The 25,400-nt window shown below is 70.0% G+C and carries 19 protein-coding genes and 2 rRNA genes; 17 read left to right on the forward strand and 4 right to left on the reverse strand.

Annotation, left to right across the window (positions count from 1 at the left end; all coding sequences use genetic code 11):
- Positions 1-92: 92 nt before the first annotated feature.
- Positions 93-3,231, forward strand: a 23S ribosomal RNA gene (locus BJY18_RS02410).
- Positions 3,232-3,323: 92 nt separating this feature from the next.
- A 5S ribosomal RNA gene (rrf, locus tag BJY18_RS02415) occupies positions 3,324-3,440 on the forward strand.
- Between the two features lie 1,346 nt (positions 3,441-4,786).
- Here the strand turns inward: rrf and BJY18_RS36595 are convergent.
- A complete protein-coding gene (locus BJY18_RS36595; RefSeq protein WP_246458742.1) occupies positions 4,787-6,259 on the reverse strand; it encodes a hypothetical protein in 1,473 nt (490 codons plus the stop codon).
- A gap of 30 nt (positions 6,260-6,289) precedes the next feature.
- On the opposite strand from BJY18_RS36595, the gene BJY18_RS02425 reads away from it, so the two are divergent.
- The 10 genes from BJY18_RS02425 to BJY18_RS02470 all read left to right on the forward strand — a co-directional run bounded on the left by BJY18_RS02425 (position 6,290) and on the right by BJY18_RS02470 (position 16,710).
- Positions 6,290-6,763, forward strand: a complete 474-nt coding sequence (locus tag BJY18_RS02425; RefSeq protein ID WP_246458743.1) for a tetratricopeptide repeat protein — start codon at positions 6,290-6,292, stop codon at positions 6,761-6,763.
- Positions 6,756-7,742, forward strand: a complete 987-nt coding sequence (locus tag BJY18_RS02430; RefSeq protein ID WP_184777304.1) for an HAD-IIA family hydrolase — start codon at positions 6,756-6,758, stop codon at positions 7,740-7,742. The genes BJY18_RS02425 and BJY18_RS02430 overlap by 8 nt, the downstream gene beginning before the upstream one ends.
- A 16-nt stretch (positions 7,743-7,758) precedes the next feature.
- Entirely contained in the window at positions 7,759-7,956 is a 198-nt protein-coding gene (locus BJY18_RS02435; RefSeq protein ID WP_184777306.1) for a hypothetical protein, read from the forward strand.
- 5 nt (positions 7,957-7,961) lie between these two features.
- Complete coding sequence (locus tag BJY18_RS02440) at positions 7,962-8,795, forward strand: TlyA family RNA methyltransferase (protein ID WP_184777308.1); 834 nt, start codon at positions 7,962-7,964, stop codon at positions 8,793-8,795.
- On the forward strand, positions 8,792-9,757 hold the full coding sequence (locus tag BJY18_RS02445; protein WP_312873709.1) for an NAD kinase: 966 nt from the start codon (positions 8,792-8,794) through the stop codon (positions 9,755-9,757). The genes BJY18_RS02440 and BJY18_RS02445 overlap by 4 nt, the downstream gene beginning before the upstream one ends.
- A 99-nt stretch (positions 9,758-9,856) precedes the next feature.
- A complete protein-coding gene (recN, locus tag BJY18_RS02450; protein ID WP_184777310.1) occupies positions 9,857-11,659 on the forward strand; it encodes a DNA repair protein RecN in 1,803 nt (600 codons plus the stop codon).
- A 282-nt stretch (positions 11,660-11,941) separates the two neighbouring features.
- Positions 11,942-13,096: a DUF1266 domain-containing protein gene (locus BJY18_RS02455; RefSeq protein ID WP_184777312.1), complete on the forward strand. Its 1,155-nt coding sequence runs from the start codon at positions 11,942-11,944 to the stop codon at positions 13,094-13,096.
- A gap of 97 nt (positions 13,097-13,193) precedes the next feature.
- Entirely contained in the window at positions 13,194-14,378 is a 1,185-nt protein-coding gene (gene steA / locus BJY18_RS02460) for a putative cytokinetic ring protein SteA (protein WP_184777314.1), read from the forward strand.
- Positions 14,375-15,322 (forward strand): copper transporter, encoded by a 948-nt coding sequence (locus tag BJY18_RS02465; RefSeq protein ID WP_184777316.1) that lies wholly within the window; start codon positions 14,375-14,377, stop codon positions 15,320-15,322. Before steA ends, BJY18_RS02465 begins: the two co-directional genes overlap by 4 nt.
- A gap of 242 nt (positions 15,323-15,564) precedes the next feature.
- Entirely contained in the window at positions 15,565-16,710 is a 1,146-nt protein-coding gene (locus BJY18_RS02470) for an acyltransferase (RefSeq protein WP_184777318.1), read from the forward strand.
- A gap of 3 nt (positions 16,711-16,713) precedes the next feature.
- On the opposite strand, the gene BJY18_RS02475 is transcribed toward BJY18_RS02470, so the two are convergent.
- Both BJY18_RS02475 and BJY18_RS02480 read right to left on the reverse strand, forming a co-directional pair.
- Entirely contained in the window at positions 16,714-17,424 is a 711-nt protein-coding gene (locus BJY18_RS02475; protein WP_184777321.1) for an aspartate/glutamate racemase family protein, read from the reverse strand.
- Positions 17,409-18,851 carry an NCS1 family nucleobase:cation symporter-1 gene (locus BJY18_RS02480; RefSeq protein WP_184777322.1) on the reverse strand — a complete coding sequence of 481 codons (1,443 nt, stop codon included), beginning with the start codon at positions 18,849-18,851 and terminating at the stop codon, positions 17,409-17,411. The genes BJY18_RS02475 and BJY18_RS02480 overlap by 16 nt, the downstream gene beginning before the upstream one ends.
- 153 nt (positions 18,852-19,004) lie before the next feature.
- On the opposite strand from BJY18_RS02480, the gene BJY18_RS02485 reads away from it, so the two are divergent.
- Together BJY18_RS02485 and BJY18_RS02490 are read left to right on the forward strand one after the other, a co-directional pair.
- Positions 19,005-19,685, forward strand: coding sequence for a GntR family transcriptional regulator (locus tag BJY18_RS02485; protein ID WP_184777324.1), 681 nt, complete (start codon positions 19,005-19,007; stop codon positions 19,683-19,685).
- 77 nt (positions 19,686-19,762) lie between these two features.
- Positions 19,763-20,641 carry an alpha/beta fold hydrolase gene (locus tag BJY18_RS02490; RefSeq protein ID WP_184777326.1) on the forward strand — a complete coding sequence of 293 codons (879 nt, stop codon included), beginning with the start codon at positions 19,763-19,765 and terminating at the stop codon, positions 20,639-20,641.
- Here BJY18_RS02490 and aroA read toward each other — a convergent pair.
- The gene (gene aroA, locus BJY18_RS02495) at positions 20,610-21,896 is read right to left on the reverse strand and encodes a 3-phosphoshikimate 1-carboxyvinyltransferase (RefSeq protein ID WP_184777328.1); all 1,287 of its coding nucleotides are present in this window, start codon (positions 21,894-21,896) and stop codon (positions 20,610-20,612) included. The genes BJY18_RS02490 and aroA overlap by 32 nt on opposite strands.
- 76 nt (positions 21,897-21,972) lie before the next feature.
- Between aroA and pyrG the strand changes: the two genes are divergently transcribed.
- From pyrG to xerD, 3 genes are all read left to right on the forward strand, one after another.
- Positions 21,973-23,673 (forward strand): CTP synthase, encoded by a 1,701-nt coding sequence (pyrG, locus tag BJY18_RS02500; RefSeq protein WP_184777330.1) that lies wholly within the window; start codon positions 21,973-21,975, stop codon positions 23,671-23,673.
- Positions 23,670-24,302: an NUDIX domain-containing protein gene (locus BJY18_RS02505; protein WP_184777332.1), complete on the forward strand. Its 633-nt coding sequence runs from the start codon at positions 23,670-23,672 to the stop codon at positions 24,300-24,302. Before pyrG ends, BJY18_RS02505 begins: the two co-directional genes overlap by 4 nt.
- A gap of 103 nt (positions 24,303-24,405) precedes the next feature.
- Positions 24,406-25,308, forward strand: a complete 903-nt coding sequence (gene xerD / locus BJY18_RS02510; protein WP_184784369.1) for a site-specific tyrosine recombinase XerD — start codon at positions 24,406-24,408, stop codon at positions 25,306-25,308.
- Positions 25,309-25,400: the final 92 nt, after the last annotated feature.

The raw sequence follows: 25,400 nt of genomic DNA on the forward strand, positions 1-25,400 counted from the left end.
GTTCACTCAGCACGCTGTTGGGTCCTGAGGCAACACACTGTTGTTTCTGGTGTGGTGTTTGAGAACTGTAGAGTGGATGCGAGCATCTTTGTGGTCAAGTTGTTAAGGGCACATGGTGGATGTCTTGGCTTCAGGAGCCGATGAAGGACGTGGGAGGCTGCGATATGCCTCGGGGAGCTGTCAACCGAGCTGTGATCCGAGGATTTCCGAATGGGGAAACCCGGCACCAGTGATGTGGTGTCACCCGCATCTGAATATATAGGGTGTGTGGAGGGAACGCGGGGAAGTGAAACATCTCAGTACCCGTAGGAAGAGAAAACAAAATGTGATTCCGTGAGTAGTGGCGAGCGAAAGCGGATGAGGCTAAACCGTTTGCATGTGATACCTGTCAGGGGTTGTGTGGGCGGTGTTGTGGGACCCACCTTGGAGAGACTGACATTTCTCCGGATGTACGCGATGGTTAGTGGAACGCTTTGGGATGGGCGGCCGGAGTGGGTGAGAGCCCCGTACGCGAAAGCTGTCGTTGTAGGTCTTGGTGGTGTTCCCGAGTAGCAGCGAGCTCGTGGAATTTGCTGTGAATCTGCCGGGACCACCCGGTAAGCCTAAATACTTCCTGGAGACCGATAGCGGACGAGTACCGTGAGGGAAAGATGAAAAGTACCCCGGGAGGGGAGTGAAAGAGTACCTGAAACCGTGTGCCTACAAGCCGTCAGAGCCTGAGTTCCCCTTTGGGGATGGGGTGATGGCGTGCCTTTTGAAGAATGAGCCTGCGAGTTAGTGCTGCGTGGCGAGGTTAACCCGGGTGGGGTAGCCGTAGCGAAAGCGAGTCCGAAGAGGGCGTGTGAGTCGCGTGGTCTAGACCCGAAGCGGAGTGATCTACCCATGGCCAGGCTGAAGCGCGGGTAAGACCGTGTGGAGGGCCGAACCCACTTAGGTTGAAAACTGAGGGGATGAGCTGTGGGTAGGGGTGAAAGGCCAATCAAACTCCGTGATAGCTGGTTCTCCCCGAAATGCATTTAGGTGCAGCGTCGCATGTTTCACTACGGGGGTAGAGCTACTGGATGGTCTAGGGGCCTTACCGGGTTACCGAAATCAACCAAACTCCGAATACCGTGGTGTGAGAGTGTGGCAGTGAGACGGCGGGGGATAAGCTTCGTCGTCGAGAGGGAAACAGCCCAGAACACCAGCTAAGGCCCCTAAGTGTGTGCTCAGTGGGAAAGGATGTGGGATTGCCCAGACAACCAGGAGGTTGGCTTAGAAGCAGCCATCCTTGAAAGAGTGCGTAATAGCTCACTGGTCAAGTGGTCCTGCGCCGACAATGTAGCGGGGCTTAAGCACACCGCCGAAGCTGTGTCACTCACACAATACATCGGCTCAGCCTTTCGGGGTTGTGTCTAGTGGTGTGGGTGGGTAGGGGAGCGTCCTGCATCCGGTGAAGCTGCCGCGGAAGCGAGTGGTGGAGGGTGTGGGAGTGAGAATGCAGGCATGAGTAGCGAATGCAGAGTGAGAAACTCTGCCGCCGGATGACCAAGGGTTCCTGGGCCAGGCTAATCCGCCCAGGGTAAGTCGGGACCTAAGGCGAGGCCGACAGGCGTAGTCGATGGACAACGGGTTGATATTCCCGTACCCGAGCATGTGCGCCCATGGCGAGGCGGTTGATACTAACCACCCGAAGCGCATCTTCGTCGTCTTCGGACGGGGTGGGTGTTGTGGAGCGTGGGATCTGATTCCGTAGTAGTCAAGCGATGGGGTGACGCAGGAAGGTAGCTCCGCCAGTGAGTGGTTGTACTGGTGTAAGCGTGTAGGCCGAGTGGTAGGCAAATCCGCCGCTCAACAGGCTGAGACGTGATGCGTAGCCGTTTGAGGTGAAGTGGGTGATCCTATGCTGTCGAGAAAAGCCTCTAGTGAGTGCATGCACGGCCCGTACCCCAAACCAACACAGGTGGTCAGGTAGAGAATACTGAGGCGATCGGGTGAACTGTGGTTAAGGAACTCGGCAAAATGCCCCCGTAACTTCGGGAGAAGGGGGGCCACACGCCTTGATGCCCCATGCGGGTTCAGGGGTGGGTGGCCGCAGAGACCAGCGGAAAGCGACTGTTTACTAAAAACACAGGTCCATGCGAAGTCGCAAGACGATGTATATGGACTGACGCCTGCCCGGTGCTGGAACGTTAAGAGGACCGGTTAACCTCCCTTTGGGGGGTGAAGCTGAGAATTTAAGCGCCAGTAAACGGCGGTGGTAACTATAACCATCCTAAGGTAGCGAAATTCCTTGTCGGGTAAGTTCCGACCTGCACGAATGGCGTAACGACTTTCCGGCTGTCTCGACCACAGGCCCGGCGAAATTGCATTACGAGTAAAGATGCTCGTTACGCGCGGCAGGACGGAAAGACCCCGGGACCTTTACTATAGTTTGGTATTGGTTTTCGGTTCGGCTTGTGTAGGATAGGTGGGAGACTGTGAAGCCGTCACGCTAGTGGTGGTGGAGTCGTTGTTGAAATACCACTCTGGTCGGATTGGGAATCTGAACCTACGCCCATGATCTGGGTGAGGGACAGTGCCTGATGGGTAGTTTAACTGGGGCGGTTGCCTCCTAAAGGGTAACGGAGGCGCCCAAAGGTTCCCTCAGCCTGGTTGGCAATCAGGTGTTGAGTGCAAGTGCACAAGGGGGCTTGACTGTGAGACTGACAGGTCGAGCAGGGACGAAAGTCGGGACTAGTGATCCGGCACCTCCTGGTGGAAGGGGTGTCGCTCAACGGATAAAAGGTACCCCGGGGATAACAGGCTGATCTTGCCCAAGAGTCCATATCGACGGCATGGTTTGGCACCTCGATGTCGGCTCGTCGCATCCTGGGGCCGGAGTAGGTCCCAAGGGTTGGGCTGTTCGCCCATTAAAGCGGCACGCGAGCTGGGTTTAGAACGTCGTGAGACAGTTCGGTCCCTATCCGCCGCGCGCGTAGGATACTTGAGGAAGGCTGTCCCTAGTACGAGAGGACCGGGACGGACGGACCTCTGGTGTGCCAGTTGTCACGCCAGTGGCATGGCTGGTTGGCTATGTTCGGAAGGGATAACCGCTGAAGGCATCTAAGCGGGAAGCCTGTTCCAAGATGAGGTATCCCACCCTTTGTGGGTTAAGGCCCCCAAGAGACGATTGGGTTGATAGGCCAGATATGGAAGCACAGTAATGTGTTGTCGAGTTGACTGGTACTAATAGGCCGAGGACTTGCCCACGAAGAGGCTACGCATCCACTCTACGGTTCTGAAACACCACACCACCACCCACGCTCCCCGGGGCGTGGTGGGTGTGTGTTGTTTCGGAGTGTTTCGGTGGTTACAGCGTCAGGGAAACGCCCGGTCCCATTCCGAACCCGGAAGCTAAGCCTGACAGCGCCGATGGTACTGCAACCGAAGGGTTGTGGGAGAGTAGGACACCGCCGAACCCAACATGAAGTAGCAGGGGCCCCGGTCCGAGAACCCAACACAACGGGTTCTCCCGGGGCCCCTCCTGCTATCCACACCTTCTCCAGACGGCCCGACGTCGGCCTGCGCCGAACGGCCCCGTAGGATGGAGAGCCGGTCCTATAGCGGACCGCCCGTGAGAATTCAAGAGTTTTCGATGGCAGGAGGCCAGGTGTCGGAGTTCGGTCGACGGGACTCAGCGGATGATGGGTCCGGACGGTCGGCTCGCCGCGACCAGGACTCCCGCGGCAGCCGGTCCGACGCGCCCCGGGGAGACCGGCGCGGCGCGAAACAGGACCGCGGCGGACGCGACAGCAGTCACCAGGGACGGCCACGGCGGGATGACCGGGGTGCCCGTGGCGCCGGCGGCTACGCCGGCCGTCCCGGCCGCGGCGACGGCCCCCGGGACAACCGCGGTTACGCCGGTAAACGCGACGACGACCGCCGCGGCAACGACTACCGCTCCAGCGGGCGACCGCAGGGCAAATCCGCCTACGGCGATCGCTCCACACGCCGCTGGGAAGACCGTCCGAACTCGCGCGACAATGACCGTGGCGACCGTCGCGACCGGCCGAACTTCCGCGACGATGACCGTCGCGGTGGTGCCACCCGACGTGATGGCGGCTCCCGCGGCGACGACCGACGGGACTATCGCGGTGACGCCCGCGGCACCGGGGACCGTGACTCCCGTGGTTTCCGCGGCTCCGGCGGGTTCCGCGACCAGCGGAATGACCGCGGGGGCAACGATTTTCGTGGCGGCCGGCGGGACGACCGCGCGGGCAGCGGGTACCGCGGGAGCAACGGGTTCAGCGACGATCGGCGGAATGACCGTGGTCCGAACGATTCCCGTGGCGATCGGCGGGACGACCGTGGGGGCGACGGGTTCCGCCAGGGGCAGCGTGATGATCGTGCGTCCCGTGGATTCAATGGTGGTCGCGGCGACGACCGGGGACCGGGTGGGTTTCGCGGGGAGCGGCGTGACGATCGAGGATCGGGCCGGTTCCGTGACCAGCAGGGTGATCGCGGGCCCGGTGGTGCCCGTGGCGATCGGCGGGACGACCGCGGGGGCGGTGGGTTCCGCCAGGACCGGCGTGATGACCGTGGCTTCGGTGGCGACCGCCGAGAAGACCGTGGATCCCGAGATTTCCGCGGCTCCGGCGGGTACCGCGGGGATCGCCGGGACGATCGTGGCTCCGGTGGGTTCCGCGACCGGCAGGACGATCGCGGGCCCGGCGGGTACCGCGGGGAGCGTTCCGGGTCCGGTGGGGGTGGCTTCCGTTCCGGGAATCGGGACGACCGTGGATTCCGCAAGGATGACCGTCGGCCGTCAAGGGATCGCGACAGCGGTGCGCGGCCGGACCGTGGATTCCGCAAGGACGAAAGTGGTTTCCGGAAGGACCGAGCCGGTGGTGGCTTCCGCGGTGAGCGAAGCGACGGCGGATTCCGCGACCGGCAGGACGACCGCGGTGGTTCGGGCGACCGGCGGGACCGCGGGGACGGATTCCGGGATCGGCCGGGTTCCGGTCGTGGATTCCGGGACCAGGAACAGGGTCAGCGCCGGGATCGGCAGGACGACCGTGGTGGGTTCCGCGAGGACAGCCGTACCGGCAGTGGATTCCGGAATGAGAGCGACGTTCGCGACGAACGTGCGGCCCAGGACGACGGTGCCCGGCTTGACGCAGGAGCGGGCGAGGCCGCTCAACGCGGCGAGTCGGCCGACCGGGCAGTGCAGCCGAGCGGCGCGACACCGGTAGACGACGCGGAAAGCGCCACGCGCGAAGGCGAAACGGCCGCAGCTGCAGGCCACGGCCAGGACCGCGACAACCGCGATGACAGGGCCGACGTCAGCAGCGACGACCGACGTGTGGACGAGAACCGCGACGACGAGAACGGTGGCGACCAGGGCGGTTTCGGCCAGGGCCGTGGGGACCGGGGTGGTGACGAACGGGGCCGTGGCGAACGGGACCGTGACGGCCAGGACCTTGACGACCGGGACCGTGGCGAACGGGACCGTGACGGCCAGGACCTTGACGACCGGGACCGTGGCGAACGGGACCGTGACGGCCAGGACCTTGACGACCGGGACCGTGACGACCGGGACCTTGACGACCGGGACCGTGACGGCCAGGACCTTGACGACCGGGACCGTGACGAGCAGGGCCGTAACGAGCAGGGCCGCGATGACCGAGGCCGTGACGAGCGGGACCAGCATGACCGGGGCGGTGACGAGCAGGGCAGTGCCGACAGCGACCGTGCCGACAGCGACCGTGCCGACCGGGGCCGTTACGGGCAGGGCCGTGACGAACGGGATCGCGGCGAGCAGGGCCGTGATGAGCAGGGCCGCGATGACCGAGGCCGTGACGTTCGGAGCAGTGCCGACCGAGGCCGTGACGAGCGGGGCCGTGACGACCGAGGCCGCGACGACCGAGGCCGTGACCGCGAGAGCCGCGACGGCCAGGGCCGCGACGACCGAGGTCGTGGCGGCCGGGGTCGCGACGATGCTCGTGGACGGCGGGAGGATCGTGCGCCGCGGGATGGGCGTGGGGCTCGGGAGAGCCGTGCAGCCGGGCGTGGGCCGGGGGAGCGTCGGGGCTCGCGGGACGGGATGGACGACGCGGCTTTGGCGCGGGAGCTGCTCTCTGCTCCGGAGCTGCCCGAGGACGTCGAGTTCTCCGATCTCGACGAGGAGGTCCGGCGGGAGCTGCGGACGTTGCCGAAGGCTCTGGCCGAGACCGTCGGGAAGCACCTCGCGGCCGCGGGCGGGCTCGTCGACAGCGATACCGAGGCCGCGCTCGAGCATGCCAGGTATGCCAAGACGAAGGCGTCGCGCGTGCCGATCGTGCGGGAGGCCCTGGGACTCGTCGCCTACCACGCGGGGAACTGGCAGGAGGCGCTGTCGGAGCTTCGCGCCGTGCGGCGGATGACCCGCAGCGACGAGCACATCGCGGTGATCGCCGACGCCGAACGCGCTCTCGGACGGCCGGAGCGGGCGCTCGACCTGGCCAAGGAGACCGACAAGGAACGGCTCACCAAGGCCACCCGCGTCGAGCTGGCGATCGTCGCGGCCGGTGCGCGGCGGGACCTCGGGCAGCTGGATGCTGCCGTCGTGTCGCTGCAGGGGCCGGACCTCGACCCGAAGCGGCGTGACCCGTGGAGTCCGCGGCTGTTCTACGCGTACGCGGACAACCTCCAGGCGGCGGGACGCGCCGAAGAAGCTGTGCGCTGGTTCCTCAACGCTGCCGAAGCCGACGCCGAAGGGGAGACCGACGCCGCCGAGCGGGCTTCGGAACTCGCGGATGAGTGACGCACTCCTCGCCGGTTACGACGCGGTGCTGTTCGACCTCGACGGCACCGTGTACCACGGCGCGCAGGTGATCCACGGCGCTCCTGAGACGGTGACGGCGGTGCGCAACCAGGGCACCGCCGTGCGGTTCGTGACCAACAACGCGTCGAAGGCGCCCGAAGACGTCGTCGCGCACCTGCGGGACCTCGGCTTGTCCGCGGAGTCCGCTGAGGTGCACACGAGCGCCCAGGCTGGGGTCGCCGTGCTCGGCGAGAGGCTGTCGAAGGGCGCTGAAGTGCTCGTCGTCGGTACTGAGTCGCTCGCGGATGAGGTCGCCGCGGCCGGGCTCGCGCCGGTGCGCAAGGCGGGCGACGGCGTGGCGGCGGTGGTGCAAGGGCACTCCCCGGACAACGCTTGGGCCGACCTCGCCGAAGCGTGCCTCGCGATTCGCGCGGGCGCGCTGTGGGTCGCCTGCAACGTCGACGCGACGCTGCCCAGCGAGCGCGGGCTGCTGCCAGGCAACGGCTCCATGGTCGCTGCCCTGCGCACGGCCACCGAGGCGGAGCCCGTCGTCGCCGGGAAACCCCAGCCGCTGCTGTTCGAGACGGCCGCGCGGTCTGCGGGCGCGAACCGGCCGCTGGTCGTCGGGGACCGGCTGGACACCGACATCGCCGGCGCGGTCGCGGCCGGGCTCGACGTGCTGTGCGTGCTGACCGGTGTCGCGACGCCGGCCACGCTGCTGCGTGCCGTGCCCGCCGAGCGGCCCACCCACCTCGGCTCCGACCTGACAGCGCTGACCCGGCCGGCCGAGGAGCTGCGCGTCGGCTCGCGGCCCGGCTGGGAGGTCGGAGAGGGCGACGTGCTCACCGCGCGGGGCGACGGCGATCCACTCGACCTGCTTCGCACGCTGTGTGCCGCCGCCTGGCGGACCGGGGTGAGCACCGTGCGCGCCGAGGGCGACGCGGCCGGTGCCGCGCTGACCCGGCTTGGCCTCGCCTGACTGGTAGTTTGGGCACGTGCATCCGAACGTCCACCCCGTTCCCGGGCCACCGCCGACCCCCGGCCCGCAGCAGACCGATCCCCGCGCCGGGATCGACGAGGCCGTCGCCGGGCTCGACGACCTGGACACGCTGCCGCCCGCCGAGCACGTGGACCGCTTCGAGGCCGTGCACACCGAGCTGACCGTGGCCCTGTCCAGCATCGACAAGGTCTGATCGCGGTGCCCAGACGGGCCCGCCTCGACGCGGAACTGGTACGCCGGGGGCTCGCCCGTTCCCGGGAACAGGCCTCGGCACTCATCCTCGGCGGCAAGGTCACCGTGCGCGGCATGGTCGCCGGCAAACCCGCCACCGGCGTCGAAACCGACGCCCCCATCGTCGTCAAGGACGAGGACGACCCCGGCTGGGCCTCGCGCGGAGCGCACAAGCTGCTCGGCGCGCTCGAGGCGTTCGGCCCGCAGGGGCTCACCGTCGAAGGCAGGCGCTGCCTGGACGCGGGCGCGTCCACCGGCGGATTCACCGACGTGCTGCTGCGAGGCGGCGCGAAGACGGTCGTCGCCGCCGACGTCGGACGTGGACTGCTCGACTGGCGGCTGCGCACCGACGAGCGCGTGGTCGTGCTCGACCGCACCAACGTGCGCACCCTGACCCCGGACGAGCTGGGCGGGCAGGTGGACCTGGTGGTCGGCGACCTGTCGTTCATCTCGCTCAAGCTCGTGCTCCCCGCTCTCGCCGCCTGCGCCGGCGAGGGCGCCGACCTCGTGCCGATGGTCAAACCGCAGTTCGAGGTCGGCAAGGACCGGCTCGGCAGCGGCGGTGTGGTGCGGGATCCGCGGCTGCGGGCGGAATCCGTGCTCGGCGTGGTCGCCGAAGCCGGGAAGCTCGGGCTCGGTCTGCACGGAGTGGTGGCGAGCCCGCTGCCCGGGCCGTCCGGCAACGTCGAGTACTTCGTGTGGCTGCGCCGTCCGGAACCGGGCGCGGAACCCCCTGCCGGTGGCACTGTGGACGATGCCGAGCGGCTCGTGCGGGCCGCCGTCCAGGAGGGACCCCAGTGACTCCCAGCCGACCCGACATCTCCGACGGTGCCGTCCCCAGCGCCGAACGTGAAGTGCTGCTCGTGGCGCACCCGGACCGGGAGGCCACCCGGGAGGCCGCCCGCGAGGTGTCCCAGCGGTTCGCCAAGGCCGGGATCCGGCTGCGCGTGACCGACGAGGACATGCTGAAGCTGATCGACCCGGACGGCTGCATGGCGATGCCGTGCACGGTGGTCGCGCCCCAGGACGATCCGGCCCGCGGCGCGGAGCTGGTGTTCGTGCTCGGCGGCGACGGCACCCTGCTGCGCGCGGCCGAGCTGGCCCGTCCGGCCGGGGTGCCGGTGCTCGGGGTCAACCTGGGCCGGGTGGGTTTCCTGGCCGAGGCCGATTCGGAGGCTCTCGGGGACGCCGTGCAGCGAGTGGTCGACCGCGAATACCACGTCGAGGACCGGATGACGGTCGACGTCACGGTCACCGACGCGGGCACCGAGCTGTACCGGACGTGGGCGCTCAACGAGGTCAGCGTCGAGAAGTTCACCCGCGAACGGGTGCTGGACGCGCTGATCGAGGTCGACGGACGGCCGGTGTCGTCGTTCGGCTGCGACGGCGTGCTGTGCGCGACCCCCACCGGCTCCACCGCCTACGCGTTCTCCGCCGGGGGCCCGGTCCTCTGGCCGGACGTCGAGGCGCTGCTCGTCGTGCCGAACAACGCGCACGCGATGTTCTCCCGTCCGCTGGTCGTCTCGCCCTCGTCGGTGATCTCGGTCGCGATCGATCCTACCGGTCCGAAAGCGGTGCTGACCTGCGACGGACTGCGGACTTTCGACCTGCCGCCGGGGGCGCTGGCGCAGGTGGTCTGCGGGCAGGAGCCGGTGCGGCTGGTGCGGCTGCGCGAGGGCGTGTTCACCGACCGGCTCGTGCACAAGTTCGGCCTGCCGGTGCGCAGCTGGCGCGAACGGCGCTCCGGCGGCCGCGCGGTCTGACTTCCGCGACGCGCCCGCACAGGTGTTCGACCAGCGAAAAGAGGATTGACCGGGCCTCGGGCGCCCCGAAGGTCGGTGGGGGCCGCTACGGTAGGCCTCGTGCTGGCCGAGATGCGCATCCAGGGCCTCGGGGTCATCGAGGAAGCCCTGCTCGAACTGCACCCGGGCTTCACCGTCGTGACCGGTGAGACGGGTGCGGGCAAGACCATGGTGGTGACCGGGCTGCACCTGCTCTCCGGCGGGCGGGCCGAGGCGTCCAAGGTGCGGAACGGAATGCTCAAGGCGTTCGTCGAGGGCCGGTTCACCCTCGGCGACGACGACGCGGCGAGCCGGATCGTCACCGACGCGGGCGCGGACGTCGACGAGGACGGCAGCGTGATCGCCTTGCGCACGGTCGCCGTCGACGGCCGCTCCAGAGCCCATCTGGGTGGCCGATCGGTGCCGGTGGGGGTGCTTTCCGACCTGTCCGAGCAGGTGATCGCCGTGCACGGGCAGAACGATCAGCTGCGTCTGCTGCGTCCGGCCGAGCAGCGCGCGGTGATCGACCGGTTCGCCGGCGACGCCGTGGGCGAGCCGTTGGCGGCCTACCGCGAAGCGCGGACGGAGTGGCTGGCCGTGCTCGCCGAGCTGACCGAGCGGTCGACCCGTTCCCGGGAGATGGCGCAGCAGGCCGATCTGCTCAAGCACGGTCTGGTCGAGATCGACGCGGTCGCCCCGGAACCGGGCGAGGACGTGGAGCTCACCGAACAGATCAAGCGGCTCGCCGCGGTCGACGAGCTGCGGGCGACGGCGACCGAGGCCCATGCGGCGGTCTCCGGTTCCGCGGACGGCGATCCGGACGCGCCGGGGGCGCTCGGGCTGGTGGGCGAGGCCGTGCGCCGGCTGAGCACCGCCGAGGACTCCGCACTGCGCGACCTCGTGCCGCGGCTGGAGGAAGCGTCCGTGCTGCTCGGCGACGTGGGCGCGGAGCTGGGCGGCTACGTGGAGAACCTGGACGCCGATCCGGCGCTGCTGGAGAAGGTGCTCGCGCGGCAGGCGGACCTGAAACGGCTCACCCGCAAGTACGCCGCGGACGTCGACGGGGTGCTGGCGTGGGCGGACGACGCCCGCCGCCGGCTCGAGTCGATGGACACCTCCGAAGAAGCGCTGGGGGCGCTGGCAGCGCGCCGGGACGAGCTGGCGCAGCAGCTGGTGGGGCACGCCACCGAGGTCTCCGCGGCGCGTGGCAAAGCGGCCGCCGAGCTGGCCACCGCGATCACCAAGGAGCTCTCCGGTCTCGCGATGGGCCAGGCGGAGCTGGAGGTCACCGTCGAACAGCGTCCGGCCGAACGGGGTGACCAGCAGGCGCTGGCCATCGACGGGCACGCGGTGCACGCCGGCCCGGACGGCGTCGACGAGGTCGAACTGCTGCTGCGCGCGCACGACGGCGCGCCGCCGCTGCCGGTGCACAAGGCCGCGTCGGGTGGTGAGCTGTCCCGCGTGATGCTGGCCATCGAGGTCGTGCTCGCCCACGCGGACACCGTGCAGACGTTGGTGTTCGACGAGGTGGACGCCGGCGTCGGCGGCCGGGCCGCGGTGGAGATCGGCCGCCGGCTCGCCCGGCTCGCCCGCACCCACCAGGTCCTGGTCGTCACGCACCTGCCGCAGGTGGCCGCGTTCGCCGACCAGCACCTGGTGGTGGACAAGGGCACCAGCGGCGGGGTCACGCGCAGTGGCGTGCAGCTGCTGGACCAGGGCGACCGGGTGCGCGAGCTGGCCCGCATGCTGGCCGGGATGGACGGGACGGAGACCGGCCGGGCGCACGCGGAGGAACTGCTCGCGGCGGCGGAGAAGGACAAGAGCGCCGCGCCGGCCGGGAAAGCCGGCGGTGCGGCAAAACGCAAACGGGCCAAGAAAGCCTGAGCCCGTGGCCGGAGAGACCGCGGCACTCACGGGCGCCGGAGAGCGGCCCGAGGGCCGGAAGCCGGAAGCTGACCTGAGAGCCGGAAGCTGACCTGGGAGCGGGAAGGCGGAAACCGACCCAGGAGCGAAAAGTCGGAAGCTCGCGGCGCGGCGCCCCGGGAACGGATCGGCTCCCGCGTCCGGCGCCGTCCGCAGCACCGGCCGGGCACCAGCACCGGCCGCGCACCAGAGCCGGTCAGCCGGCCACTCGTGTCCGGAATCAGGAAGGACGGAACACCGCGTATGACCTGGGCCGCGGCCGTCGACGTCGAGGCCGAGCTGACGAGGGCGTGCCGTGACGGCGACCTCGACCGGTTCCTCGGGCTCCTCGGTGACGAGGAGCTGTTCGTGCCGATCCACCGGGACCAGGCGGAGCAGCTCGCGCGGGAGCGCGTGTGGGTGCCCGCCCGAATCTGTTGTGCGCACGAGGGCGAGCCGTCGTTGCAGGTCTTCACCCGCGGTGCGGTGCCCGATCTCGGGGCCGGTGTGGTGTTCCTCAGCGGCGACCTCGACTGGGCCACCTGCGGCCTCGGCCCGGGGGAGCAGGTGGTGTTCAACCGCGGCACGTCCGCGCAATGGCGGGTCGACGCGTCCGTCGTGCAGCCGTGGCTCGACGCCAACCCGCATCGGCTCACCGCGGTGGAACAGCAGGTCGAGCGGCTCAACACAGTGAGCTACGGGCATCTGGACGGCCCGATCGCGCGGGCGCTCGCCTGTGGAGTGCCGCAGGCGGTCCTCGTCGCGGAGCCGTGGAACCTGCTCGACGCGCGCTACCACGACTACGTCGCCGAAGTCCGTGGGCTGCGGGACTGGTGGGGCGTCACGGACACGGCGGGCTGGCGTGCCGCGGTCGACGGGTTGCTCGGTGACCGCCGCCGGTTCACCCCGGAGGCGGTCGCGCTCGCGCTGCGGACACGCGGTGGTGCGGAGCTCGATCCGCTGTCGTGGGCACGGCTGGTCGCGAGCTGGTGCGCGGAGAACGACCTGTCCGGGCAAGCGGATGCGCTCGTCGACGCGGTCCGCCGGATCGTGCGCTACGAGCAGCGGCTCCGGGCGGACGCGGTACTGCCGCCGGACGCGGTGGTGGGCAGCACGTTCGGCTGGGACGTCGCGCGGGTGCTGGAGCTGGTGCGTCGTGGCCTGGCAGTCGGGCACTGCGACGAGCTCACCGCCGAACTGCAGGTGCTGGAGGCCGGTGCGCTCGCCCGCCGCTACCACGAGTCATGGGCACAGCTGTCCGCCGGTTTCGTGTTGGGCCGGGTGCTGGCGCTGGACGAGGAACAGTTCGGCGAGCACTACCGGAGTGCCGTGCGGGTCCACCACCTGCTGCTGAACGATCCGGCGAGCCCCTGGTGGAATCTCGGTTTCGCGGACGAACCGACCGGCGGCCGCCCCTGAACCGGAGCACGGCGCGAGCGCACGGCAGCACAACGAGTCACGTCCGCTTCGGCGCGTCGGCGGTACTCCCGGGGACAAGTTTGTCACCATCAGCCACATGAAGCTCACCGGTTTGCTCGCGCGGAACCACGAAGCCCTCCCCGGCATCACCGGCGTCGCGCGGGCCGACCGCCGCACGCGGGAGCTGCTGCGCCGGGTCAGCGCGGGCGACGTCGTCGTGCTCGACCAGCTCGATCTGGACCGTGCCACCGCCGACGCGCTGGTGGCCGCGGAGGTCGCCGCCGTGATCAACGCCTCGCCGTCGATCTCCGGGCGGTTTCCCAACCTGGGGCCGGAAATCCTCGTCGCGGCGGGGATCCCGCTGATCGACTCGGTGGGCGGCGAGCTGCTGCGCACGGTCAAGGACGGCACGAAACTGCGCGTGCACGAGGGCGCGGTGTACCTGGGCGAGCGCCAGCTCGCCACCGGCGTGGAGCAGACCGCGGAGAGTGTCGCGGACCAGATGATCGAGGCCAAGGCCGGGATGTCGACCCAGCTGGAGGCCTTCTCCGCGAACACCATCGAATTCCTCCGCCGCGAACGCACGCTGATCCTCGACGGCGTGGGCGTGCCGGAGCTGAAGGTCGCCATCCGTGACCGGCACGTGCTCGTCGTGGCCGGCGGCACCGGGCACGCGGAGGACCTGAAGCGGCTCAAGAAGTACCTCGGCGAGCACCGTCCGGTGCTGATCGGGGTGGACGCCGGCGCGGACACCCTGCGCACGCAGGGCTACACCCCGGACGTGGTCGTCGGCGACCCGACCGGCATCGGCACCGCCACGCTGCGCGGCGGCGGTGAGGTCGTGGTGCCCGCGCAGCCGGACGGGCACGCCCCTGGCGTCGAGCGGATCCAGGACCTCGGCATCGGCGCGGTCACCTTCCCCGCGTCCGGCAACGCCGAGGACCTCGCGCTGCTGCTGGCCGACGCGCACGGCGCGAGCCTCGTGGTCACCGTCGGCTTCCAGGCCACGCTGCGGGAGTTCCTCGACCACGGCCGGTCCGGGTCCAACCCCTCGACCTTCCTCACCCGGCTCAAGCTGGGCACCAAGCTCGTCGACGGCAAAGCCGTCGCCACGCTGCACCGCAGCCGGGTGTCACTCGGCGCCGTCGCGCTGCTCGTCCTCGCCGCCGTCGTCGTGGTGGTCGCCGCACTGCTCGTGTCCGACGTCGGTTCCGTCTACCTGGACTGGATCCAGCACACCTGGTCCACGTTCACCGCCTGGGTGAAGGGGCTCTTCACGTGATTTCCCTGCGCTACCACATCGTTTCCATCACCGCGTGCTTCCTCGCACTGGCCGTCGGCGTGGTGCTGGGCTCGACCGCGCTGAACGGCTCGCTGCTGTCCGGGCTCTCGGACCAGAAGAAGGACCTGGGCACCCAGGTGTCCGATCTGGAGGCGCAGCGCAACGTGCTGAACGCCCGGCTGTCGGACGCGGACGCGTTCGCCGGTTCGATGGGGCCGAAGATCGTGGCCGGTGCACTGGACAAGCGCAGCGTGGTATTGGTCACCACGCAGGACGCCCGCCCGGCCGACCGCGACGCGCTCAAGAAGCTCGTCGGCCAGTCCGGTGCCTCGGTGACCGGGGAGCTGCAGTTGACCGAGTCGTTCACTGATCCGGCCAAGGCCGACCAGCTGCGGGACGTGGTGACCCGGCTGCAGCCTGCCGGGGCGCAGTTCCCGACCGCGGGTGATTCCGGCACGCTCGCCGGCGCGCTGCTGGGATCGGTGCTGCTGCTGGACAAGAGCAGCGCCAAGCCGCAGTCCAGCCCGGACGAGCTGGCCGCGGCGCTCGGCGGGCTCACCGACGGGGGGTTCGTCAAGCCGAGCCAGGGGGTGCAGCCCGCGCAGCTGGCGATCGTGCTCACCGGAGCGCAGCAGTCCGGTGAGGGCGCCGGCGACCGGGCGGCCTCCATCGCGAGGTTCGCCGCGCAGCTCGACCGCTCCGGGGCGGGCACGGTGCTCGCCGGCGATCCGGGTTCGGCCGAGGGCAGCGGGCCGCTCGGCGTGGTCCGCGCGGACACCTCGTCGACCTCGATTCTGTCCACTGTGGACAACGTCGACTCCCAGGCCGGCCGGGTGGCGACCCTGCTGGCGCTGAAGGAACAGCTCGAGGGCGCCGCCGGCCGCTACGGCATCGCAGGCAACGCACAGGCTCCCGCACCCGGGGTGGGTTCCGAGGGCAACTGAGCGGCGGCTTCCGCGCATCGGCGGCGGCACGGGGATCCCTTCGAGGGTGCGGGAGCCCCGGGTCGCCGCCGATTTTCGCGTGGTACAAACCAGCCGGTTCCCAGCATCCGGACGAGTGTGCCGGACATCCCACCCCGGTGAGGCTGCATCAGGTTCTCCTCAGCGAGAACATGGGTCATTCACAGCCTGGCAGGCGAATCTGGCACGATGATCGCCAACGACCCCGGGAGCATGGCTCGACGATGACGACCACCGAGATGCCGCGTGCCCACGCGGAGGAACCGGCGCCCGCGCCGGCGGCGAAATCGCCCCACCTGCGACAGCTGGACCTGTACCGGGTGCTCACCTTCGCCGTGGTGATCTTCATCCACGTGCTGGTCGCCACGACCTATCCGGAAGACGTGCCCGCCGGCGCGTTCGAGGTACCGCTGCACTTCGCCCGTGCGGCGTTCTTCGCACTGACCACGTTCGTGCTGATGTTCCAGTACCGGAGCCGGCCGCTGCAGGCGAAGAAGTTCTGGCGCCGCCGGGTGCCGCTGGTCGCGGTGCCGTACGTGGTCTGGTCGGTGCTCTACTGGGCTTATTCGATGCTGACCTCGCCGCAGCCGGTGGGCCCGCTGTCCGGTCAGCTGCGGGCGCTGCTGATCGAGATCGGCACCGGCACCGCCTGGTACCACCTGTACTTCCTGCTCGTGACGCTGCAGGTGTACCTGCTGTTCCCGCTGCTGCTGAAGCTGGTGGGGCTCATCCGGCGCCATCCGCTGCCGGTGCTCGCGGTGTCCGGCGTGGTGCAGATCGCGGTGATGGTGTTCCTGAGCTATCCACCGGAAAGCCTCGACTACGGCGTGCTCAGCCGGTTCTTCGTCACCCTGCTGCCCTACCAGTTCTACTCGGTCCTCGGCATGGTCACCGCGGTCCACCTCGAGACGGTGCACGACTGGCTGCGCGGGCACGTCCGCTGGGTCGTGGCCGCGCTCGTGGCCGGGCTGGTCATCACCGAAACCGGCTACTTCCTCAGCGTCCGGCACGGAGTGTGGCCGGAGTCGGCGGCGGACGCGTACCGGCCGTACCTGCTGCCGTGGATCGTCGCCGCGGTCTGCGGGCTGTACCTGGCGGGCAGCCGATGGGCCGAGGGCAGGCAGCGGGCCGGGAGGTTCGTCTCCTGGGCGGTGGACCGCTCGTTCGCGGTGTTCCTGTCCCACCCGCTCGCGCTCGCCCTGCTGGCGCCGCTGATCTCGTTCGTCGGCGACCGCTACGGCGCCCCGTGGACGACGTTCGTGATCTATCCGCTCACGGTGGCGCTGACCTTCGCCATCGTGACGGTGCTGCGCCGGGTGCCGTGGAGCAAGGCGCTGACCGGGCGGGCGCGGGTACGGGCCTCGGCCTGATCCTCAGCCACTCGGCCACTGGCGGTGCTTGTCCAGCGGCCGGGCGTAGGACCCGGCCCTGCTGGTGTGCAGGCCCAACGCGACCAGGGATTCCGCGAGCCGGACGGCCGCCGCGACGCCGTCCACCACGGGCACGTCGAGCAGTGCGGACATCCGCCGGTCGAGCCCGGTCATCCCGGCGCAGCCGAGCACGAGCACCTCGGCGCCGGAGTCCCGCACCCGGCGGGCGGCGGTCAGCAGGGCCGCTTCGGTGCGGGCCTCGTCACCGAGCTCCAGCACACCCAGCCCCGCTCCGGCCACCGCGACGCAGTTGCGGTCCACGCCGGCGCTGTGCAGGCTGTCCTCGATCAGCCCGCAGGTGCGGTCCAGCGTGGTGACCACGCCGTAGCGCCGCCCGAGCAGCCCGGCCAGATGCGCCGCGGCCTCGGTGATGTCGACCACCGGCACGTCCAGCAGCTCCCGCGCACCCTCCCGGCCGTGCTCGCCGAACCCGGCCATCACCACGGCGTCGAACGGCTCGTCGATGTTCCGCAGCAGGTCCAGTACCGCGGCCGCGGAGAGGAAGCTGTCGAGCCAGCCCTCCGCGGATTCCGGGCCCCACGACGGCGTGCGCGCGAAGACCTCGGTACCCGCGCTCGCGGCCGCGCGGGCCCCGGCCTCGATCTCCTTGGTCATCGCCTCGGTGGTGTTGCAGTTGGTCACGAGGATGCGCATGCGGCCCTCCGCTGCCGGGACGAGACGGCGAAGTAGAGCGCCCCGGCGGTCGTGGTGCCGAGGAACCAGGAGTACGGCGCGGCCGGGGCGAAGAAGGGCACCAGCGCGATCACCGCGGACAGCGCCGCGCACGGGAGGAACGTCGCCATCGCCCGCGGGTTCACCTTGCGGTAGACGCTCTCACGCGCGAACAGCTGTCCGACGTCGACCTTCCCGCGCCGCACCAGGTAATAGTCCACGACCATGATCCCGAACAGCGGCCCGAGGAACGCGCCGAGCCCGCCGAGGAAGTAGTTGACCACCACCGGCGACGAGTAGAGCTTCCACGGCAGCACGCACAGCGCGGCCACCGCGCTGATCATCCCGCCGACGGTGAACGAGATCCGCTTCGGCCAGATGTTGGCCAGGTCGTAGGCGGGGGAGACGAAGTTGGCCACGATGTTCACTCCCATCGTGGCGATCGCGAAGGTCAGCGCGCCGATGATGAGGACCGGGGTGCTGTGCACGCGGGCCAGCAGTTCGGCCGGGTCGGTGATCGCCTCGCCGAAGACCTGCAGGCTGCCCGCGGTCACGATGACCGACAGCAGCGCGAACGCCGAGGAGTTGACCGGCAGGCCCCAGAAGTTCCCGCGCCGCACGGTTTTCTGGTCCGGTGCGAAGCGGGAGAAGTCGCAGAAGTTGAGCATCAGCGTGCCGTAGGTGGACAGGATCAGCCCGGCCGCGCCGAACCACTGGCGCACCTGCTCCCCGGCCGGCAGCGAGCGCGGGCTGGCGGTGAAGGAGATCCGCCAGTGCGCGGCGGCGAGGATCCAGACCGCGAGCGCGATCATCACCACCCAGATCAGCGGCCCGCACCAGTCCTGGAACTTGCGCACCGCCTCCATTCCGCGGGTCAGCACGAGCGCCTGCACCAGCCACAGCGCGAGGAAGCAGATCCAGCCGAGCGCGTGCAGGCCGAGGAAACTGTGCTCGGTCCACGGTTTCAGCGCCGGGTCGATGGCCAGCACGAGCAGGGTGATGGCGACGCTGGCGAGGTAGGTCTGGATGCCGTACCAGAAGATCGCGATCACCGCGCGGATCAGCGCGGGCAGGTTCGCGCCGAAGGTGCCGAAGCTGATCCGCGCGACCACCGGGAACGGCACGCCGGTGCGCTGCCCGATCCGGCCCATCAGGTTCATCCCGGCGAAGATGACCACGAACCCGAACAGCAGCGCGGTGAGCACCTGCCAGGCCGAGAGGCCGAGCACGAACAGCCCGGCGGCGAAGGTGTAGTTGCCGAGGTTGTGCACGTCGGACATCCACAGCGCGAAGATGTCGTAGACCTTCCAGGTGCGTTTCCCGGCAGGGGCGAGATCGGCGTTCCACAGCCGGGGATCCGGCTCGGCGGGCAGGCTGGTGGTGGTTCCGGTGGACGAGGCGGCTTTCATGCGGGCCTCCGCTCAGCGGTCCGGCAGATTTGGTATCCCAAAGCTTGGTATCCCAAATATCACCCCGCTGTCCCGCCGCGTCAACCCTTCCGGCGATAAACTCGCCGGTGCCGGGCGGGTGTTCTCGCCGGCGTCCGCGGAGAGAGGGGACCGGTGAGCAGCACCGACGACCGCCGGCCGTTCGCGGCGACCCGGCAGCGGGTGCGCGACGAGCTGCGCGAGCGGATCCTGACCGGCCGGCTGCGGCCGGGTGACCGGCTCGTGGAACGGGAGCTGGCCGAGGACCTCGGGGTGTCCAGGGTGCCGGTGCGCGAGGCGATCCGCAGCCTCGAGGCCGAGGGGTTCCTGGTCGTGCAGTCGCCGCGGCGGGTCGTGGTGCGTCAGCTCGCGCGGGTCGACGTCGAGGAGCTGTTCGACGTGCGGGAGGCGCTGGAGAGCCTCGCCGCCGGGCTGGCCGCCGAGCGGGCCGGGAAGCCGCAGCTGCGCCGGCTCGAGCGGCTGCTGGCCGAGGCCGCCCGCGCCACCCAGCGCGGCGACGGCGCGCGGATCGCGACGCTCAACAGCCGGTTGCACGACGAGATCGTGACGATCGCGGGCAACGGACTGCTCTCCACCGTGCTGCAGCCGCTTGAAGGCAGGCTGCGCTGGCTCACCAGCCAGAACGAACACTGGAGTGACCTGCTGGGCGAGCACCGCCGGCTGGTCGAGGCGATCGCCTCCGGCGACGCCGCGCGCGCTCGCGAACTCGCCGCCGAACACGTCCGGGTCAACCGCGCGGTGACCTTGCGGGCGCTCTTCGGTGCGGACGGCGAGGACGAGCGTCCGGCCGGGTGAGGTCCCGCGTGCCAGTGCATGGCGAACGCGTGTCCACAGTGGAGCTACCGGCGGCAGAGGTGGTCCGGAGGGCGGGAATGGCGCATACGCAAGGTGTTCCGGAGTGGTTGTCCACCTCGGACGGGAGGTGGCTGCACGCGATGGTGCGGCCCGGTCCGGCGGACGCGCCCAAGGTGGTGTTCGAAGCAGGTGCCGCGGCGAGCCGTTCGTCGTGGGGGCTGGTGCAGCCACTGGTCGCGGAGTTCGCGCGCACTGTGGTCTACGACCGGTCCGGGCTCGGGCGCAGTGCCCCGGATCCGGCCGGGCGCACGCTCGACCGAATGGCGGCGGACCTGGTCGAGGTGCTCGCGCACTTCGGTCCGGGGCCGTACGTGCTGGCCGGGCACAGCGCGGGCGGCCCGATCGTCCGGCTCGCCGCTGCGCGCACCGGCGCGGACATCGCCGGACTGGCCCTGGTCGAGCCGACCGACGAAGCCGCGGAAGTGCTGTTCTCGCCGCGGTTCCGCCGGAACGAGCGGATCTTCGCGCGCCTCGGCGTGGGGCTCGCCTCCGTGGGACTGCTGAAGCCGCTGTACCGCCCGATGCTGCGCGCGGTCCCGGACGACGTGCGGCGCGACCTCGTCCGGGAAGCCTTCACCCCGCAGGTGATGCGCACGATGGGTGAGCAGGCGCGGACGTTCCTCGACGAGCTGGCCGCCTGGCGAACCACGCCACCGGATCCCCGCGGCATCCCGGTGACGATCTTGTCCGGCGGCCGTGCGGGGGACGGGATGAACGCCGCGGTGCGGGCGCAGGCGAACGCGGCGCACGCACATCGCGTGGCGAATTCGCCGCACGGGCGGCAGGTGTACGCGCACCGCTCCGGGCACCTCGTGCCGATCACCGAACCGGAGCTGGTCGCGGAGGAGGTCCGCCGGCTGGCCCTCAGCCGGCCAGACCGTCCCAGGTCCCGGTGAACTCCGGAAAGGTCTTCCCGACCGTGCCCGGGTTCTCCACCCGGACCCCGGGCACGCGCAGGCCCAGCACTGCCGCGGCCATCACCAGGCGGTGGTCGTCGTAGGTGCGGAACACCCCGCCGTGCAGCGGCGCGGGGGTGATGCGCAACCCGTCCCCGGTTTCGGTCACGCCCGCGCCCAGCCCGGACAGCTCGGTGGCCAGCGCGGTGAGCCGATCGGTCTCGTGCCCGCGCAGGTGCGCCACGCCGGAGATCGCCGACGGGCCCTCGGCGAAGCACAGCATGGCCGCGATGACCGGAGTCAGCTCGCCGACCTCGTGCAGATCGAGTTCCACCCCGGGAATCACCGATCCGCCGGTGACCGTGAGCCCGCTGTCGTCCAGCGTCACCTTCGCGCCCAGCGCGGGCAGCAGGCTGCGCAGCCAGTCACCCGGCTGCGTCGTGTACTTCGGCCAGCCCTGTACGCGTACGGTGCCGCCGGCCACCACTGCGGCGGCAGCGAATGGTGCCGCCGTGGAAAGGTCCGGCTCCACCACATACTCCGGACAGGACAGCTTCGACGGTGCGACGTGGAATTCGCTGCCTTCACGCTCCACAGTGGCACCGAAGCGGCGCAGCATGTCCAGCGTCATCGCGATGTGCGGCTCGCTGGGCGGCGCGTCTCCCACGAGGCGCACGGTGATGCCCTGGTCGAACGCTGGGCCCGCAAGCAACAGCGCGGACAGGAACTGGCTGGACGCCGACGAGTCGAGATCGACCTTGCCGCCGCGAAGCCCCCCTTCGCCGTGCACGGTGAACGGCGGAGCGCCGCGGCCCTCGTCGTCGATGCGCGCGCCGAGCCGTCGCAGCGCGGTCAGCAACGGGCCGATCGGGCGCCGGCGGATCGCCTCGTCACCGTCGAACCGCACCGCGGCGCTGCCCAGCGCAGCCAGCGCCGGGGTGAACCGCGCGACGGTGCCGGCGTTGCCCATTGTGACGGTGGCCTCGTCGACGCGGCCTCCGGCCGGGCCGAGCGGGTGCACGAGGAAGCCGTCCGCGGTCTGCTCGGACCGCGCACCCAGGGTGGCCAGTGCGCCGAGCATGAGCCGGGTGTCACGCGAGTCGAGAGGCACGCGCACACGGGTCGGCGCGCTCGCCAGCGCAGCGAGTACGTACGCGCGGTTGGTGATCGACTTCGATCCCGGGACGCGCACCGCGGCGTCGAGAGGGGTGTTCGCGACCGGGGCCGCCCAGTGGTCTTCGTGCGCATCCGTCACGCGGAGCACCCTAGCGCGACGCGCTGCCGGTCGGGCTGCCGAGCGGTTCCGCGCGGGTGCGATATGCTGGCGGCCCGTGGGACTTCAGTCGCGGGCTACCAAGTTTGTCTTTGTCACCGGAGGCGTCGCCTCCTCTCTGGGTAAGGGGCTGACGGCGTCCAGCCTCGGTCAGTTGCTCACCTCGCGCGGGCTTCGCGTCACGATGCAGAAGCTCGATCCGTACCTCAACGTCGACCCCGGGACGATGAACCCGTTCCAGCACGGTGAGGTCTTCGTCACCGACGACGGCGCGGAGACCGATCTCGACATCGGGCACTACGAGCGCTTCCTCGACCGCGATCTGGACGGCAAGGCCAACGTGACCACCGGCCAGGTGTACTCGGAGGTCATCGCCAAGGAACGGCGCGGCGAGTACCTCGGCGACACGGTGCAGGTCATTCCGCACATCACTGACGAGATCAAGAAGCGGATCACCGCGGCGGCCGAGCCGGACGAGCACGGCAGCACGCCGGACGTGGTGATCACCGAGGTCGGCGGCACGGTCGGCGACATCGAGTCGCTGCCGTTCCTCGAGTCGATCCGGCAGGTGCGCCACGACGTGGGCCGCGACCACTGCTTCTTCCTGCACGTGTCGCTGGTGCCCTACCTCGCCCCCTCGGGTGAGCTCAAGACCAAGCCGACCCAGCATTCGGTGGCCGCGCTGCGCAACATCGGCATCCAGCCCGACGCGCTGGTCTGCCGGGCCGACCGCGAGATCCCGGAGGACCTCAAGCGCAAGATCGGCCTGATGTGCGACGTGGACTCCGAGGCGGTCATCGCCTGCCCGGACGCGCGGTCGATCTACGACATCCCGAAGGTGCTGCACGGCGAGGCGCTGGACGCCTACGTGGTGCGGCGGCTCGGGCTGCCCTTCCGCGACGTCGACTGGACGGTGTGGGGCGACCTGCTCGACCGCGTGCACAACCCGGCCGAGGTCGTGCGGGTCGCCGTGGTGGGCAAGTACATCGATCTGCCCGACGCCTACCTGTCGGTCACCGAGGCGCTGCGTGCCGGCGGGTTCGCGCACCGGGCCAAGGTGGAGATCAAGTGGGTGGCTTCCGACGACGCGCAGACCGCGTCCGGCGCGGCCTCCGTGCTGTCCGATGTGGACGGTGTGCTGATCCCCGGCGGGTTCGGTATCCGCGGCATCGAGGGCAAGGTCGGCGCGATCGAGTACGCGCGCACCCGCGGGGTGCCGGTGCTCGGCCTGTGCCTCGGCCTGCAGTGCATGGTGATCGAATCGGCCCGGCACCTGGCCGGGATCGAGGACGCCAACTCCGCGGAGTTCGAGGAGAGCACCCGGCATCCGGTGATCTCCACCATGGCCGACCAGCGCGACGTGGTGGCCGGCGAGCGCGACATGGGCGGCACGATGCGCCTGGGTGCCTATCCGGCGAAGCTCAAGGCCGGTTCGCAGGTGGCCAGGGCCTACGGCAGCACCGAGGTGTCCGAACGGCACCGGCACCGCTACGAGGTGAACAACGCCTACCGCGAGCAGCTGTCCGAGGCGGGGCTGGTGTTCTCCGGCACCTCGCCGGACGAGCGGCTGGTCGAGTTCGTGGAGTTGCCCGCGGACGTGCACCCGTTCTTCGTGGGCACGCAGGCGCATCCCGAGCTGAAGAGCCGCCCGACCCGGCCGCACCCGCTGTTCGGCGCGTTCGTGAAAGCCGTGGTGGACCGCAAGGTCGCCGAGCGGCTGCCGGTCACGCTGACCGAACCGCCCGTGGCCGCCCGGTGAGCGCCCCCGGCGAGCACGAGTTCACCGTCGCCGGCAGCGAGGTCGTCCACATCGGACGGGTCGTCGGGCTGCGCATCGACGACGTGGTGATGCCCGGCGGGAAGACCGCGAAGCGCGAAGTCGTGGAGCACCTCGGGGCGGTCGCGATCCTCGCGCTCGACGAGCACGACGAGGTCACCCTGATCCATCAGTACCGGCACCCGCTCGGGCACCGGTTGTGGGAACTGCCCGCGGGGCTGATCGACAAGCCGGGGGAGGACCCGGTGGACTCGGCGCGACGCGAACTGGTCGAGGAGGCCGGCCTCACCGCCGGTGACTGGGTGACGCTGGTCGACGTGGCCGCCTCGCCCGGTTTCACCGACGAGGTGGTGCGGGTCTTCCTCGCCCGTGACTTGTCCGAAGTGGACCGTGAACTGCTCGGCGAGGAGGAAGCCGACCTCGTGGCGCGGAAATTCCCGCTGGCCGAGGCGGTGCGCATGGCGCTGGCCGGCGAGCTGGTTAACGGCGCCACGGTGTCCGGAGTGCTCGCCGCGCACGCGGTGCTCTCCGGCGCCGCACCGGCCCGCCCGGCCGACGCACCGTGGCGCGACCGGTCCAGCCGGTTCGCCCAGCGGCTCGCCGAAGGCTGACGCTTCGCCCTCCCCTCCGGTGCGCGGTCCTGTAGTCCGTGAAGGCCTCCTTCACGGACCGCGGAGCTAGAGTGTCCGCGTGACGAGCCAGGGCGTGACCGACGTGATCGCCGCGTACCTCGACCACCTGGTGGTCGAGCGGGGCACGGCTCGCAACACGCTCGACAGCTACGCGCGCGATCTCCGCCGTTACGCCGCCCATCTGACCGCGGAAGGCGTCGAGCGCCTGCCCGAGGTGGTGCCCGGCCACGTCACGTCCTTCGGCGCCGCGCTGCGCGAGGGCGACGACGAACACCGTCCGCTGGCTGCTTCTTCGGCCGCGCGGGCCCTCGTCGCGGTGCGCGGCCTGCACAAATTCGCGCACGCGGACGGCATCACCGAACACGATCCGGCCCGCGACGTGCGCCCGCCCGCGGCGGCGAAACGGCTGCCCAAAGCCCTGCCGGTGGCCGACGTGCTCAAGCTGCTCGACACTCCGCCGCCGGACGGCGAACGTCCGCTGCGCGATCGTGCGTTGCTGGAACTGCTCTACTCCACCGGAGCGCGCATTTCCGAGGCGGTCGGGCTCGACGTGGACGACGTCGACGACGACGAGCGGACCGTGCTGCTGGACGGCAAAGGCGGCAAGCAGCGGTTGGTACCGATCGGCCGCCCCGCGCTGGAAGCGCTGCACTCCTACCTCGTCCGCGCTCGTCCCGGGCTCGCCGTGCGCGGACGAGGTACCTCCGCGCTGTTCCTGAACGCGCGCGGCAGCAGACTTTCCCGTCAAAGCGCGTGGCAGGTGCTGAAGGACACCGCCGAGCGCGCCGGGATCACGGCTGCCGTCTCACCGCACACGCTGCGCCACTCGTTCGCCACGCATCTGCTGGAAGGCGGGGCGGACGTCCGGGTGGTGCAGGAGCTGCTCGGCCACGCGTCGGTGACCACCACGCAGGTGTACACGCTCGTCACCGTCACAACTCTGCGCGAGGTGTACGCGACGGCCCATCCGCGCGCACTCGGCTGACCGCCAAGGGCGTTCGCACGCTGCGGTGACTCGCCCCCGGCGGTCCGGCGCGGCGCTTTGCCGGTGCTCCGGAATCCCGCATAGGCTGCCGG

This window comes from Amycolatopsis jiangsuensis, from assembly GCF_014204865.1.
In the GTDB taxonomy this organism is placed as follows: Bacteria; Actinomycetota; Actinomycetes; order Mycobacteriales; family Pseudonocardiaceae; genus Amycolatopsis; species Amycolatopsis jiangsuensis.